Source organism: Clostridium polynesiense (genome assembly GCF_000820705.1).
In the GTDB taxonomy this organism is placed as follows: domain Bacteria; phylum Bacillota; class Clostridia; order Clostridiales; family Clostridiaceae; genus Clostridium_AA; species Clostridium_AA polynesiense.
In genome coordinates, this window is record NZ_CCXI01000069.1 from 1 (window position 1) to 14861 (window position 14861).

Consider the following 14861-nt stretch of genomic DNA (forward strand, 5'->3'; position numbering starts at 1 on the left):
CCGCAAAATCGCATATTGTAAAATCCGTTTCATGACCTACCCCTGATATTATGGGAATTCTGCAGTTATAAATGGCATAGGCTAATTTTTCATCATTAAAAGCCCATAATTCCTCTATAGATCCCCCTCCCCTAGCAACTACAATCACATCAATATCTTCCATAGAGCTTAGGGTATTAATTCCGTTTATAATACTTTCAGAAGCTTCATTCCCCTGAACCAAAGCAGGGTAAATTATAATCTCTGTGCCCGGATTTCTCCTTTTAGCCACCTGGATGATGTCTTTTACTGCTGCTCCTGTAGGTGAAGTGATAACTCCAATTTTGAAAACATATTTAGGAATTTCTTTTTTAATCTCTTCTAGAAATAATCCTTTTTTACTGAGCTTTTCTTTAAGATTATTGAATTTTATATATAATTCTCCCATTCCAATGTCATTTATAGTGCTTACGTAAAGCTGATAAGAACCGTCTTTTATATAAACGGATATCCTTCCTACAGCTTCAACTTTTCTTCCGTTATTTAATGGTATATTTAAATAATCCGCATTGCTTTTAAACATTATACAGTTTATTTTACTGTTTTCATCCTTTAAAGAAAAGTAAATATGACCGCTGTTATGGTACTTCAAATTAGATATTTCTCCCTGAACTCTAATATTATTTAATATAAAGTCGTTATCCATCACTTTTTTTAAATATCCATTTAGTTCAGTTACACTTAAGGTTTTAATATACATTGCTTTTATACGCCTCACAAACATGCAGTAATAACAATGTTGTAGTAAGGGCTCCTACTCCTCCCGGTACTGGTGTTACATAGGAAGCTGTATCAATTACATCTTCATAATCTACATCTCCAGTAATCTTCCCATCTACACTGGAAGTTCCTACGTCAATTACTATAGCCCCTTCTTTAACAAAGTCTTTATTTATAAATTTAGGCCTGCCAATGGCAGAAACCAATATATCTGCTTCTTTACAAATTTCTTTTAAGTTCTGAGTTTTAGAGTGACATATAGTCACCGTAGCATTTTCTCTTAGTAATAAATGTGCAGCAGGTTTACCTACTATAGTACTTCTTCCTATTACTACTGCTCTTTTACCCTGAATGCTGCTTTCTGCTGTTTTAACAAGGGTTAAAACGCTCTCCGCAGTACAGGGGGGAAAAACTCTTTTCATCCTTATATAACTTACTAATGTTTATCTCAGATTGACCATCCACATCCTTTTTATAAGAAATTGCGGAAAGAACATTGTTTAAATCCATAGATTTAGGAAGTGGAAGCTGTATTATTATACCGTGTATACTGTTATTATCATTAGCCTTGTGTATGTTTTTTATAAGCTCCTCTTCTGTAATACTATCAGGGTAGTTTTCACTGACAAAATCGATTCCTAACTGTTCGCTTAGCTTCTTTTGATTATTTATGTAGAACTCCGAACCCTTGTCATCACCAACTTGTATGGATAATAATCTTGGAAGCATCTTGCCCTGAGCCTTTAAATCATCAGTAAACTTCTTTATTTCCTCTCTGATCTTCTCTGCAGCTAATTTGCCATTTAACTTGTTACCCATAATTCTCACCCCATTAATTAATTATTTATTGGTTGATTTATAAACCTTATCCAAAAGTCCATTTACAAATGATACGGATTTCTCATCTGAATATTTCTTGCAAAGCTCTATCGCTTCGTTTATTGAAACCTTTCCTGGAACATCCTCTGAAAACAACATTTCATAAATGGATATTCTTAAAATAGATAAGTTTATTTTTGATATCCTGCTTATCTTCCAATTTTCAGAATTCTCTTCAATTATATCATTTATTTTAGAAATATTACTATTTACTCCTGTGACAATTCTTTTAATAAATTCTTTATCTGAGCCCTCCAGTTCAAGCTCTTCAAAATACATCTCACAATCATCCAGTATCTCATTTAAAGGAATATCATTAAAAGAATTTTGAAATAATATCTTCATCGCTGCTTCTCTAGATTTTTTTCTATTCATATTATCCTCCAATAAAATATGCGTTGTTATATATAATTATTATCAACACAATATACTAATTTAAAACACAAGTAAACACCCTCTGGTATTCAGAGGGTGTAAAATTACTCAGCAGTTATTTCTTGATTTGCAGTCTTTGGAACAATTATGTTTTGAACAAATACATTTACAGAAGATACCACTAATCCAGTCATGGCTTCTACTGTCTTTTTCACATTTTCTTGTACTTGCAGTACTACTTCAGGTATTTTAATTCCATACTCAACCGCTATGGTAAGCTCTATATTGGCGGATTCCTCTTCCACTGAGACTTTTACTCCTCTTGCAACATTTTTCTTACCTGTAAGCATTTGAGTTATTCCACCGGTAACACCCTGATTGATTTCTACAATACCATTTATTTCCGCAGCGGCAATTCCTGCTATTACACAAACTACTTCATCAGAAATTTTTACAATTCCAAGGTTTGCGTCATTATTTAAGGTTTCATTCATCTCTGTTAACCCTCCTATTTTGCAATGCAAAACTTGTTAATCTTAGGTACATTATATCAAAAGAATTATTGATTTACAATTATTCTTTTGTTTCAATAATCACGTCTTTAATTTGAGAGGTACTGGTTATAACCTCTTGTATCTGGCTTATTTGTTTTTGGGTGAGTTTTTCCTTTGATTTTACAAAAACTCTTGCCTGGTTATTATCGATAAGACATATAACATCTTCAAAATTTTTGCCCTTTAAAGAAATCTCGATGGAATTTTCATATTTCTGGTTTGTAGTTATTTTGGTAAATTCAGCTGTAGCTTTATCTTTATTTTCCTTTGAGGTATTTTTATCATCTATTATACCCTTTAATGTCTGTATAGTTCTTAAATCTTTTTGTTCCTTTTCAGATCTGGCATAGGTAAAGTAATCGTTTTTATTTCCTTCTTTAGCTTCCTTTAAATTTTTTAATGCAGAAAGATCTGTGGTTCCTACATCTGTAATAGGTCCATTTACCTTAGCCGCTAATATGCCTGTACATATTATTAGAGCTAAGAGTGTTAAAATAACACCTGCCTGTTTTTTGTTCATGTTAAAATCCTCCCATCTTATATTCTAATGAATTATATGCTATTTTTTCATTGGATATACATAAACTTTATCCAGTTCAATGTTATAAAGTTTAGATACAGCTTTTTCTATATTAAACTTTACAACCTCATCTCCGGCACCTTCCGCTACTATAACCACACCTGATAATTTTGGTTTATTAGTCTTAAGCACAAAAGGTTCATTTTTCATACCGCTGTTACTCATAACTACTTTGCTTCCGTCATTATTTTGATTGCTTGTTCTCTTGCCACCTTCGTTATCCATTTCTTCTGTATGGTTTTCCGATTTATTAATATCTATTGCAGGAACCTGTTCCTCACCGCTTTGAAAATAAAGCATTACATCCACTCTTCCTACACCATCCATCTGTGTAAGAATATACTTTAAATCATTTTTTTGATTTTGCTCGTAGCTGGATACATAATTTGCTGTTTTCACCTCTTCGCTTTTTACTGCATTTACTTTTGCATCTCCTCCGCTGCCGAAGGTGTCAATTACTATATAAAATAAAATAAGCAGAAGTATTATGATTAAGTAATTCCAGCTGAACTTTTTGTTGTCAAGCTTAAGAATATCTTTTAACTTTCCAATATTCATAACATATTACTCCTTATACCTATATTTTGTAGACCTTTATCTTTTCTACGGGTATGCTGGTTTTTTTCCAAATGGAATTTTTAATTTTTTCTCCCTGAAGGTCTGTATCGTTATTAAAATTAGAAGCTCTTTCCCATTTATCATTTATATTAATCTTTTTAATTTTTCCTGTTGAACTGCTAATATATCCGATATTTATTTCTTTTATGTCAAACACTTTTTCCTGTTCATTATAGAAGGATAAAACTTCGATCTTAAAATCACTGTCTTTAAATTCATCCTTAAGAAGTTCTTTAAGGCTCAGCTTTATATTTTCCTCAAACTTTCTTTCAGTGATATGAATGTTTTTTTCTCTATAATCCTCAATATTATACATATCTGTACTTATACTCATATACTTATCTATATTCTTTTGCAGGTTAATATCCTTATTTAATAGTGATATCATAGGATTTATAACCACTATCATCAGGATAAGCCCTAAAATCAATTTGCAATACTTTTTGAAATTATTATCAGGCAGCAGAATCTCAACTGCTGTTATAAATATTAATGCCGCACAGATATTTGAAACCCATGCTTTAATGAATAACATCAAATCACCTCATCCTGATATAACAAATTTGCCTGCGGAGGCCATTATGGAAACCATTATAAATACATTACAGATACACTTATAAGGGAAGACATAATTAGGATTAATGAATCACCTGCTGAGGAAATACAGCTTACAATTCTAGTATCACTTATAGGTTCTATAAAAGCAGCAGTAAGCTTGTACACAATAGAACATAGAAAAAGCTTTAAAATAGGTGTTATTACTATGAGAAGCATTACTATCAATCCTAAGGTACCTATGGCACTTTTAAGGATTAGTGAATATCCCGCAACTGATGCAATGGCATCGGACATAGCCTTACCTATTATAGGTATAAAATTATCCACTGCAAATTTAGCGGTTTTTAATGTCACCGCATCTAGAGTATTGGAGGTTATACCTCTTATTGTAACTAAAGCTATAAATACCGTAATCATAAATCCCTGAATCCATATTACTCCTTGTTTAACCAATCTACATAAACCGTTAATCTTATGCTCTTCTGAAATATTGTTTACAAATTGAAGCATAAATCCTGCCAGTACCAGGGGAATAATAAAATCCTTGTATATCTTAGGGCAAAGATTTACCGCAGTTATTATAATAGGATCCATAGCAGCCACCTGCGCTATTCCTCCTACAGTAGCCAGAAGTGTCATTAATACCGGTATAAGCGCCATCATAAAATTAGATATTTTTTCTATGGTGGATTTAGCTATATCTACAGAAATTAAAAAGCTTTTTGTTAACACTATAATCAGAAGAGCGTAGCAGGCAAAATAAGCTATGCTGCTAATAGAATCATTAGCAAATGCTCCCTGAAGATTTTTTAAAAGTGCAGCAAGTATTGCAATAACAATTAGCATTACAGATAGTTTTATAAAAGATATAAGCTCCCGTATAAAGATCGATGCAATAAGGGCAACTATTTTTTTAAAGGATAAATTTCCCTGACCATTTTTTAGATAGTAGTCCAAATAATCTTTAATATCTAAATTATTTAAAAGTTCTTCCTGAAGCTTTATATCATTAATATAATTATATAGTGAATGTATTTTTTCACTTTCCAGTTCTTCATAGCTGTTCTCCTCTGCAGCTTTTACGCTAATACCTGTATTGAACATTAAAATTATTAAAAGCAAGTATATCAATTTTTTCATAACTTTCCTCCTTACATGATTTTAAGGATGGACTCTAATAAAGACATCAGTATAGGTAAAGCTAAAACCAAAATGAGAATTTTACCAGAAAGTTCAATGGTATTTGCTATTGCTTTAGCTTCTGCATCTCTGCATAATTCACTGCCGAAGGAGGCTAAAAACGCTATTGCAACTATTTTAAATACCATATTTAAATATACTGTATCAATATTAGCTTTAAGTGCTATCTCCTGCATAAAGTGCAGAATAGCTGATAGTTTATCTATAATGAACAAAAAAATCAGTATACCTGTTACCATTCCAACTAATACTGCAATTATATCTCTCCTGTCCTTAAATATTAGAAATATAAATAATCCAATTAAGCCTACAGAAACAATTTTAAATATTTCCATTGCTTCCACCTAAAACATGAACATAGTTTTAAGAGAAGTAAATAATTGGTTTATTAAATTGATAACCATTAACAGAATTATTAATAATCCGGTTAGGTTGGTAATGGTTGCAAGTTCACTCTTTCCGCTGGTAGTCAATATCTTGTCTATAATTATGATTAAAATTCCGGCTCCTCCTATTTTGAATAATAAGCTAACATCAAGCATTATTTTCACTCCTTATAATAATAAAATTACAATTCCTAACCCAGAGCAGATACCTAAATATCTGTACATCTTTAGGTTTTTTCTCACAGAGTCTTCTGAATCATCAATACTCTTTTTAAGATTATTTGAGGCCAGAGCAAAAATTTTTTCATGCCCAAGAATATCCACTTCCCCTAGACTTTTTGACAAATCCATTATTATAGATAGATCTTCATCAGTAAAATTTAACTGTTCCTTATATTTTTCAAAGGAAAAAGTGAAAGCTTCATAAACACTATCAAATTTATTTTCACTTAAACTTAATGAAATTTCTAAAAACAAGGGTTTTATACATCCTTTACTCTTCATGGCTATATTGCTCACAGCAGTAGGGAGAGAAGTGTAGGCGAAGAGTATTTCATTTTCTAACTGTAGAAGAGACCTCTGCAGTTCTTTTAAATTATTAAACCTTTTTTTATATCTCTCACCATATATAAATCCTGTATACGAGCAAATAGCAACAATTAAGGAACATAATACAGCTTTAATCATAATCATTCCTCCAAAGTGTTTTATCCGCCTTCAAATCATATATCTCGGAAATCTTCCCTGGTTTTTCTCTGTTTAAAAGCATCACTGCTATATGAAAAATATTATTATTAATGAGTTCTTTAAATACCAACCTTTCAGTAAAATCCTTTAAAGACTCTCCATGAATTGAACAAATCAAATCAACTCCACAGTTATAAGCCATAATTATGCTTTCTGAATCTTTAACAGTTCCTATTTCATCGCATATAATTACTTCAGGGGACATACTTCTTATTGCCATCATTATACCTTCACTTTTAATGCAGCCGTCATATATGTCTGTTCTTATTCCTATATCCATGCCTGGAATCCCCATACAACATCCTGCAATTTCACTACGTTCATCCATTAAGGAGACTTTCCTGCCTTTTTAAATGTTTCCATTTGATATATTCCTTGTAATATCTCTAAGCAATGTAGTTTTACCGCATTTAGGAGGGGAAATGATTACAGTATTTAGCACTCTGTTATCCTTTTTTAAAAAAGGAATTAAAAAATCCGAGCAGCCGATAAATTCTTTACCGATTCTTATATTTAATGATGAAATATTTTTTATAGTTTTTATCTTATTATCTTCTATAATGCATTCTCCACATATTCCTATCCTATGTCCACCTTTAAAGGTTATAAATCCCTGCTTTATATCTTCTTCAAAAGCATATATAGAATAACTGCTTATTTTTTGAATCACAGCGCTTATATCTTCTCTCTTTGCTTTAAACGCCGTCACATATTCACTTTTGTCAGTTTGGATTATAACAGGGCGATTCAGTCTAATCCGTAACTCTTGAATTTTGTCCATATCTTCTAATGTGTTAATGTAATTAATTATTTTATCAGGCAATAATTTAAATATTTCTCTATGGTTTATCATCTTTACCTCCTTTTTTTAGAGGCTGCTAACCTCTATATCTTTATATAAATCTTATTTAATTAACCTAAATTTTATTACAAAAAAATAAGAACTCAGAATTAATAAATTCTGAGTTCTTATTAAAACAGCTTATTATCACAATTGGGGCAATGGAGATGCTCCTTCATCAAATCATCTTCAACGTATATATTTTCACCGCATTTACTACATTTTACTTCTACATAAATAAATTCTTCATCGTCTTCTTGGGATGGAACAATTTCTTCTCCAAATATCTCTTCTTTGATGTTATCCATATCCTGTTCTAAAAATTCCGCATACTCTAGAGTATCCTGAAGTTTTTCTTTTAGTTCTTGTATCTCATCTGTCATATTTTCAATATGAAGCATTAAATTCGATAATATCTCTTTTACTTCTTCATTACCCTCTAATTTAAGAATCATTTTATTAACGCTCTCCAGCCTCTGGTTATCTTTCATAAACATCACATCCTATATATAAAATAAGCTAAGTCATAGACTTAGCAGTATTTTAATAATTAAACTCTTTCCATATAATCTCCGGTTCTTGTATCTATTCTTATAGCGTCTCCTTCATTCACAAAAAGTGGAACGTTAATAACAGCACCTGTTTCCAGTGTAGCAGGTTTAGTAACGTTAGTTGCAGTATTTCCTTTAACTCCTGGCTCAGTTGCAGTAACAACTAATTCTACAAAGTTTGGCGCCTCTACGGAAAAAGCCTCCCCTTTGTAAAACTTAATTATTGCAAACATATTCTCTTTTAAGAATTTTATTGCATCTTCAACCTTTTCATAATTCAAAGGTATCTGCTCAAAGGTTTCTTGATCCATAAAGTAGTAAAGTTCTCCATCTGAATAAAGATATTGCATTTCTTTTCTTTCTATAACAGCCTCCTGAAGCTTCTCAGTTGGATTGAATGTTTTATCTGTAACTCCTCCAGAAATAACATTTCTTAATTTAGTTCTAACGAAAGCAGCTCCTTTACCAGGTTTAACATGCATAAAATCAACTACTGTAAAAACTTGTCCATCTAATTCAAAAGTTGTGCCTTTTCTTAAATCACCTGCTGATATCATCAGTATCCCTCCAAAATCAATTAATTCATTTATATTATAACCCTTTCAGGTAAATTAATACCATGCTTATTTGCCCTGAAGGTTATTAATTATTGCTAAAGCACCTAAATAATACGAGAATTCTCCAAACCCGCTTATACATCCTATACATGCTTCTGCAGTAACCATATTCTTTCTAAAATTTTCTCTTCCGTTAATATTTGTAAGATGTACTTCCACCACCGGTATGCTCACACTTCTTATGCTGTCCATAATAGCTATACTGTAATGAGCATAGGCTCCCGGATTTATTATTATACCTTGATATTTTTCTACACTGTCCAATATGGCGGATATAATTTCTCCTTCGTAATTAGTAGTTATAAAATCAAGGTCTGCAGTCCCCTTTAATCTATCTTTTAGATTACTGTTTATTTTATCCAAAGTAAGATTTCCATAGATTTCAGGTTCTCTTTTACCTAATGCGCATAGGTTAGGGCCGTTAATAACTAATATCCTCATAAACATCATCCTAGACCTTATTATCGTACTTATACTAGAATACAACAATGATATTTTATCAAATGTATTTTATTTTTGCAATTACAAATATATATTTAACTATATTTCTTAACTCTTTCCTTTATAATATTTACAATTTCTTCAATTCTCTCTTCTTTAACAGAAAGGTTTATAGCAGATTTTAAATAACATTCCTTTCGTATGCTATACAAGTTTTCAATAGTTTTATGCTTATCTTCAGCTTTTCTAATTAAAGGTCTTTCTAAATCATTATAAAGCCTTTTGTTCAACACCTTTAAATCTGTATTTATAAAGACTGTTATCCCTATTTTATCCAAAATATCCATATTATTTAAATATATAGGCATGCCTCCTCCAGTAGAAATTACTGCATTTTTCATATTATAATTTTTTAAAATCCATTCTCTTTCTTTTTCTCTAAAGAAGGTTTCTCCATAAGTCCTGAATATCTGGTTTATAGTTAAACCGCTTTCTACTTCTATTCTTTCATCAGTATCAAGAAATTTCATATTAAATTCTTGTGCAAGGATTTTCCCCACTGAACTTTTCCCGCTTCCAGGCATTCCGATAAGAATGATGTTCTTCACTGTTTTTTTACTCCTTTTCTATTATAACTTATATTTAAAAATATATTATATTTTTTATCTTCTTTTAATCGAAGGCTTATATCTTTTATATTGCAGTTATCATTTTCTTTTATGTAGTGCATAAGCTTTAATATTTCTTCTGAATTCTGATCACTTTGTAAAAATATCTCATAATTATTATCACCAAAGAGTATTCTTTTTATTTCAAGGTCTTTAAAGTTTTTTAATTCTTCAGTATATGAATTAACGTCTATATAAACATATTCATCATTATTATAATTTTTAAAATGTGTAACTTCCACCCTTTCCTTTTTAATTATATTACTATATTTAACCATTATAAATATCTGATACGTTATACATAAAAAAAAGCTGATAATTAAGGTTTTTAAATAAAGTTTTTTCATTTTCCACCTCTATTTATATAAAGGGTGGTGATTTCATCGGATTTATCAATCCATGAAATATCCTTGAGAATTAAATTTCTTTTACCGTTTATGGATTTAATTATATTGAATCTCTCATTCTCCGATGAACCCTTAACCTTTATCACTGAACTTTGTGACTTTATATCAGCATATACTATTTTTTCTTCAGCAAAATCATTAATAGTATATAATACTTCGCTTATATAATTATATAATCCCTCTTTATTCCTTTTATTTTCAACTTTTTTTCCGTTAACTTTTTCTCTTTCTATTTCTTCATTATTAACGTAGATAGATCCATTGATAGATTTTATTTTATTATATTCCCTGCACAAATTATAATATCTTGGAAACAAAAAGAAGATTATACAGATTTCCATAAGAATAACTATCTTTAAATTCTTTAAGTCCTCTATATTCTTTCTTTCGTAGTTTTTTACAGGAAAAAAATTTTTATACTTTTTTATTGCCATAATCAGTAAGCAGCTCACTTTCCGATAACCTTAAAATAAAAGCTTCTTTTATATCCTTTATAGGTAAATATTTATTTATGATACTTTCATCAATATAGTTGATTAAGATAAAATGAGGATTTGAAATGGAATAAGATATTGCAGCTTCAATTTCTGATATTGCCAAGGATAAATGCCCCCTTAAATTTTCTAAATCCGTATCTTTTATCATAGATGAATGGACAAGATGACCTTTGTATGATATCAGTATTATATTTACATTATCACTTTTATAAAATATAATACTTTCTTCCTTTGAAAGGTCTTTGCTTAATATGTATTCTGCTAGTATATTTTGAATGGTTTCAATATTAATCCTTTTATATTTTTTTATCATGTCCTCTAAATATTTATTATGATTTAAGCAGTATAGAAGAATATAGGTTTTCTTTTTATCAAGCTTGATAATTTCATAATGAAACAGCATATTGTTATGGTTATAAAAATTATTTTCTATGTATTTTTCAATTATCTTTTCCCTGGATTTTTCAAGTTGATTTTCTATTGGAATGAATTTTACTATCATATCTTCTCCTGTAAGGATTACCTTAGCGGTAGTATTATTTATCCTTCTTCCAAAGAACTCCCTACCGCAGCTTATATATTCTAAATTTATTTTATGAATCTTAACAATATCCTGATGCATATACCCTCCTATAAAAAAGTTTCTTTCAATATCACTTCATTACCAGTGATATTTACTTTTAGATACTTTCTATCCATATCTCCCTTCTTATGCTCTAGAAATATCCTCCCTGATTCCTTTTCATTTTTTAAATAGAAATCCGGTAGATCTATAATCATATATTTTTCTAACAGATAAACATTTAATTCATCCAGCGTATTCAATTTATTTAATTGAGTGAAACTCTTAAGTTCTTTTTGTGCATAGATAATATTTTTGGTGTAAAGGGAATAATTTATAATCCTATCTTTTTTGTATTTTATTCTCTCAATGTTCTTGTTAAGGAGGAAGAGCTGAAAGGAGGATATAAATACCACAATAGCCAATAGCATTAAAACTTCAGCGGTACAAGAGCCTTTATTACATCTTTTTTCTTTCATTATACGGATATCCCCTTTATAGTTTCTTTTTCTCCTTGCTTATTTATATGCACATATAATATATTTCCCTTTTGAACAAACTGAATATCAATAACATTCTTTAAAAGAATTTTTGAGGTTTCTTTTGTTCCATAAGCATTAAAATATTCTATTATCACATTGTTACTTTCTTTTTTTATAACAGCCTTTTTACAAATTGTAGGATTTTCGTAAGAAGTTTGAGTTAAAATTAATGTATTACTGCTGATTTCATGTGAAACCGTTATATCTCCTTTAATCCTTACATGGACAAACCTTAAAAATTCTTCCGTGGTGTAAATACTCTTATTATACTGGTTGTATTGGTTGTTGAATTTTACTATGTAAGTTAATATCATTGTTATAATTGAGCTTATAATAACCATTAACATCAGTGCAGTTAAATTTTCAATTAAAGAATATGCATTTTTTTTATTATTTTTCAACATTATCCTTCCTTATATAAGCTGTACTTTAAAAATATATTGTCATTATTCATCAGAGTTATTTCTATTACCCACATCTCGCCCTTATTAAATCTTATTAAAATATCACAATCAACTGGATTAGATTGTTTTTTACTATTTAGATATTCTAATATTTCATTGTTTTTTATTTCTGCTTGAGTTATTTCACAGGATTTTAAAGGTAATAAAACTCCGTTATAATTTGTAAGTGACTCTTTATTGACATTAGATATGATTTCAAAATTAATGTTTTCAGCAATATCCAGCTTCCGGTTTAATACTTCTATCCTTTTGTTGTTTTTTGATACTTTATCTACCACCGTTGATATTAAACTCGTTATTACCATTATGATAAATAAAGCAGCCAAAACCTCTATTAAAGTACTGCCTTTTTTAATTTTCATCTAAATAACCTGTTCCTACATGTATAGTTATGATATTATCAACTTTCTTCTCATCCTTGAAGGTAATGTTGCCGCTCTTTTTAATCCTGCCTGAAAAGTTTATATCAAATTCATTATTTGAGAATCCCCCCTCGGCTAATACTTTACTCTTTAATGAATAACTATCTATGGTATTACTTCTGTATATGAATAATAATTTATTCTCTTTAGCATCAACTCTGATTTTTCCCTCCCTGCACTTTGAATAGCAGTACATTTGAGCCATTGATATAAACATATGTATTTCCGATTTACATATTTCATTTGTTAACCTTATTTTATAATTAATAAATCCTTTTATGGATACAGTGGTTATCGAAGTTATCATTACCATGATTGAAAGAGAAATCATCAGTTCGATTAAGGTAAATGCTTTTTTTCTTTTAATCTTATACCTCATACATTGAACCTAAAATAGGCATAAATAAAGTATATACCATAATAAGAATTATTCCTCCCATAAAAATCAGCAATAAGGGCTGCACCCAATTCATCTTTTTGTTTAACTGTTCATAATACCTTTTTTCAATAAGGTTTCCACACAAACTAAGATATTTTTCCATTCTTCCGCTTTCCTCTCCTAATGAAATAAATATAGGTATTAAAGAATCTAATCCTTTGATTTTTTTTAGTGCCACAGACAAGAGATTACCTGCCGCGAGGCTCTCATATACCTCCTCAAGATAAGTCTTATTGAGTATATTTTTTTCATTTTTTATAAGTATATTAAAGCTCTGCTGTATAGAGCATCCTGCTTCCAGTAAAATAGTTAATACTTTTAATAAATTTATCTGCCACAATCTGAAAGCCGCCATTCTATTTATTGACGTTGAAATATTAAAACGGTTATTCATATAACAAAACAACAGAAATAAAAACAGCAGTGCAATAATAGCTTCGTATAAAATTTTAAATTTATTGTTTATTATATAAAGAACATAATTTAAAATAAGCTTTGTACTCACTGCTGCGTCTCCTGAAGTAGTATCCAGTATATTTGCCATTCCGGGGAGCAAATAAAATAAAACAAAAATACCAACTAACAGAGTAATTATTAATATTACCACAGGATATGTTAAGGTTTTTATTATTTCCTTCTTAAATTTTTCTTTATCTTTGTAGTAATCAGAAAGCTTATAAAGAACCTTTTCAAGGTTTCCTGATTCTTCTCCAATATATAAGAGGTTAGTATAAAAATTACTATCCTTCTGAAAGGAAAAGGCGGAACTTAGTGTTTTACCTCCTTTAATTTCTTCTTGTATATTATTTAGAATATCTTTTGTTTTTCTGTCTGAGGTTGTTTCTTGTAATATTTCAATGCATCTTAGTATGGATATACCGGAAGAATTTAGAACCGCAATATTATAAAAAATAAATTCTCTATTTTTATTGTTTAGTTTATTTTTACTTTGGGTTTTGGCTAAGCTTCTTAGAAAAAGGCTGATCATGGTCTTCTCCTGTTTCTTCATTGATATAATTACTTCCCTGTATATAGTCGAGGATTCCCTGATTTAAAAGGGAATTTACATCCTTGCTGAACATATTCCCATATTTATTTTTATGAATTTCATTTATTTTAAAAAAATCCATATCTTCATTTATCTTATAAAACTCTGGAAAATATATTGTTTCACTGATTAAAATCCTTCCTTTATATCCTGTGTAGTTACACTCCTTGCAGCCGACTGCGGTGAAATACTTACTATTAATTTTTCTTACCTTGCATTTATCACATAGCTTTTTGAGTAGCCTCTGAGATATAACTCCTATCAAAGCATCCTTTAATAAATAGTTTTCTACTTTCATATCCTTTAATCTAGTTATCACTCCAAAAGCTGTGTTGGTGTGAATAGTAGACAAGACTAAATGACCAGTTATTGCTGCTCTTATAGCAATTTGAGCAGTTTCCTCGTCACGTATTTCCCCTATCATTATAATATCAGGATCCTGCCTTAATAGGCTTCTTAGTCCTCTTGAGAAGGTTATACCAGCTTTCTCATTTACGTTTGTCTGATTTACACTCTGTATATTAATTTCTACAGGATCTTCTACAGTGCTTATATTTACATCCTCTTTATTTAATTTATTTATTAATGAATACAGGGTAGTAGACTTCCCTGAACCGGTAGGTCCCGTGATTAATATTATTCCATGGCTATGCTTAATCATTTTTTCAATATTTAATCTCTGATAGTTTTGAAAATATATATTTTC

Annotated in this window: 23 protein-coding genes and 2 pseudogenes; all 25 read right to left on the reverse strand. The window is 29.9% G+C overall.

Translation table 11 applies throughout. The features are described from left to right. The coding region (gene xseA, locus TA89_RS06340; protein WP_040211867.1) for an exodeoxyribonuclease VII large subunit at window positions 1-739 on the reverse strand (739 nt) is incomplete at its 3' end. Next, window positions 729-1578: pseudogene (locus TA89_RS06345) on the reverse strand (bifunctional 5,10-methylenetetrahydrofolate dehydrogenase/5,10-methenyltetrahydrofolate cyclohydrolase). The pseudogene TA89_RS06345 and the gene xseA, both read right to left, overlap by 11 nt. Before the next feature lie 21 nt (window positions 1579-1599). Then, entirely contained in the window at window positions 1600-2013 is a 414-nt protein-coding gene (gene nusB, locus TA89_RS06350; protein ID WP_040211868.1) for a transcription antitermination factor NusB, read from the reverse strand. A gap of 104 nt (window positions 2014-2117) precedes the next feature. After that, window positions 2118-2507, reverse strand: coding sequence for an Asp23/Gls24 family envelope stress response protein (locus TA89_RS06355; RefSeq protein ID WP_040211870.1), 390 nt, complete (start codon window positions 2505-2507; stop codon window positions 2118-2120). A 79-nt stretch (window positions 2508-2586) separates the two neighbouring features. Further along, entirely contained in the window at window positions 2587-3087 is a 501-nt protein-coding gene (locus TA89_RS06360) for a SpoIIIAH-like family protein (protein ID WP_040211872.1), read from the reverse strand. Window positions 3088-3126: 39 nt separating this feature from the next. Further along, window positions 3127-3705: a stage III sporulation protein AG gene (gene spoIIIAG, locus TA89_RS06365; RefSeq protein WP_040211874.1), complete on the reverse strand. Its 579-nt coding sequence runs from the start codon at window positions 3703-3705 to the stop codon at window positions 3127-3129. Window positions 3706-3724: 19 nt separating this feature from the next. Then, complete coding sequence (gene spoIIIAF, locus TA89_RS06370; protein ID WP_040211876.1) at window positions 3725-4300, reverse strand: stage III sporulation protein AF; 576 nt, start codon at window positions 4298-4300, stop codon at window positions 3725-3727. A gap of 56 nt (window positions 4301-4356) precedes the next feature. Beyond that, window positions 4357-5463 (reverse strand): stage III sporulation protein AE, encoded by a 1107-nt coding sequence (gene spoIIIAE, locus TA89_RS06375; protein WP_341349987.1) that lies wholly within the window; start codon window positions 5461-5463, stop codon window positions 4357-4359. Window positions 5464-5474: 11 nt separating this feature from the next. Next, a complete protein-coding gene (spoIIIAD, locus tag TA89_RS06380; RefSeq protein WP_040211879.1) occupies window positions 5475-5858 on the reverse strand; it encodes a stage III sporulation protein AD in 384 nt (127 codons plus the stop codon). 9 nt (window positions 5859-5867) lie between these two features. Further along, window positions 5868-6065: a stage III sporulation protein AC gene (gene spoIIIAC, locus TA89_RS06385; protein WP_040211880.1), complete on the reverse strand. Its 198-nt coding sequence runs from the start codon at window positions 6063-6065 to the stop codon at window positions 5868-5870. A 12-nt stretch (window positions 6066-6077) separates the two neighbouring features. Then, window positions 6078-6596 carry a stage III sporulation protein SpoIIIAB gene (spoIIIAB, locus tag TA89_RS06390; protein ID WP_040211881.1) on the reverse strand — a complete coding sequence of 173 codons (519 nt, stop codon included), beginning with the start codon at window positions 6594-6596 and terminating at the stop codon, window positions 6078-6080. Then, window positions 6589-7509: pseudogene (gene spoIIIAA, locus TA89_RS06395) on the reverse strand (stage III sporulation protein AA). Before spoIIIAA ends, spoIIIAB begins: the two are co-directional and overlap by 8 nt. Before the next feature lie 119 nt (window positions 7510-7628). Further along, a complete protein-coding gene (locus TA89_RS06400) occupies window positions 7629-7988 on the reverse strand; it encodes a hypothetical protein (RefSeq protein WP_040211882.1) in 360 nt (119 codons plus the stop codon). A 59-nt stretch (window positions 7989-8047) separates the two neighbouring features. After that, window positions 8048-8605, reverse strand: a complete 558-nt coding sequence (gene efp, locus TA89_RS06405; RefSeq protein ID WP_040211884.1) for an elongation factor P — start codon at window positions 8603-8605, stop codon at window positions 8048-8050. A gap of 66 nt (window positions 8606-8671) precedes the next feature. Next, window positions 8672-9106, reverse strand: a complete 435-nt coding sequence (locus TA89_RS06410) for a type II 3-dehydroquinate dehydratase (RefSeq protein WP_040211885.1) — start codon at window positions 9104-9106, stop codon at window positions 8672-8674. Window positions 9107-9201: 95 nt separating this feature from the next. Continuing rightward, a complete protein-coding gene (locus TA89_RS06415) occupies window positions 9202-9714 on the reverse strand; it encodes a shikimate kinase (RefSeq protein ID WP_040211886.1) in 513 nt (170 codons plus the stop codon). Beyond that, the gene (locus TA89_RS06420; RefSeq protein WP_040211888.1) at window positions 9711-10121 is read right to left on the reverse strand and encodes a hypothetical protein; all 411 of its coding nucleotides are present in this window, start codon (window positions 10119-10121) and stop codon (window positions 9711-9713) included. Before TA89_RS06420 ends, TA89_RS06415 begins: the two co-directional genes overlap by 4 nt. Beyond that, window positions 10118-10615 carry a hypothetical protein gene (locus TA89_RS06425; RefSeq protein ID WP_040211889.1) on the reverse strand — a complete coding sequence of 166 codons (498 nt, stop codon included), beginning with the start codon at window positions 10613-10615 and terminating at the stop codon, window positions 10118-10120. Before TA89_RS06425 ends, TA89_RS06420 begins: the two co-directional genes overlap by 4 nt. Then, window positions 10596-11300, reverse strand: coding sequence for a hypothetical protein (locus TA89_RS06430; protein WP_040211890.1), 705 nt, complete (start codon window positions 11298-11300; stop codon window positions 10596-10598). The genes TA89_RS06425 and TA89_RS06430 overlap by 20 nt, the downstream gene beginning before the upstream one ends. An 8-nt stretch (window positions 11301-11308) precedes the next feature. Continuing rightward, on the reverse strand, window positions 11309-11719 hold the full coding sequence (locus tag TA89_RS06435; protein ID WP_040211893.1) for a hypothetical protein: 411 nt from the start codon (window positions 11717-11719) through the stop codon (window positions 11309-11311). Next, a complete protein-coding gene (locus TA89_RS06440) occupies window positions 11719-12183 on the reverse strand; it encodes a hypothetical protein (protein ID WP_040211895.1) in 465 nt (154 codons plus the stop codon). The genes TA89_RS06435 and TA89_RS06440 overlap by 1 nt, the downstream gene beginning before the upstream one ends. A 2-nt stretch (window positions 12184-12185) precedes the next feature. Continuing rightward, complete coding sequence (locus TA89_RS06445; RefSeq protein WP_040211898.1) at window positions 12186-12608, reverse strand: type II secretion system protein; 423 nt, start codon at window positions 12606-12608, stop codon at window positions 12186-12188. Further along, the gene (locus TA89_RS06450) at window positions 12598-13047 is read right to left on the reverse strand and encodes a type II secretion system protein (RefSeq protein WP_040211899.1); all 450 of its coding nucleotides are present in this window, start codon (window positions 13045-13047) and stop codon (window positions 12598-12600) included. Before TA89_RS06450 ends, TA89_RS06445 begins: the two co-directional genes overlap by 11 nt. After that, complete coding sequence (locus TA89_RS06455; RefSeq protein WP_082023864.1) at window positions 13037-14116, reverse strand: type II secretion system F family protein; 1080 nt, start codon at window positions 14114-14116, stop codon at window positions 13037-13039. The genes TA89_RS06450 and TA89_RS06455 overlap by 11 nt, the downstream gene beginning before the upstream one ends. Beyond that, window positions 14052-14861: GspE/PulE family protein (locus tag TA89_RS06460; protein WP_040211902.1), on the reverse strand; the 810-nt coding region annotated here is incomplete at its 5' end. The genes TA89_RS06460 and TA89_RS06455, both read right to left, overlap by 65 nt.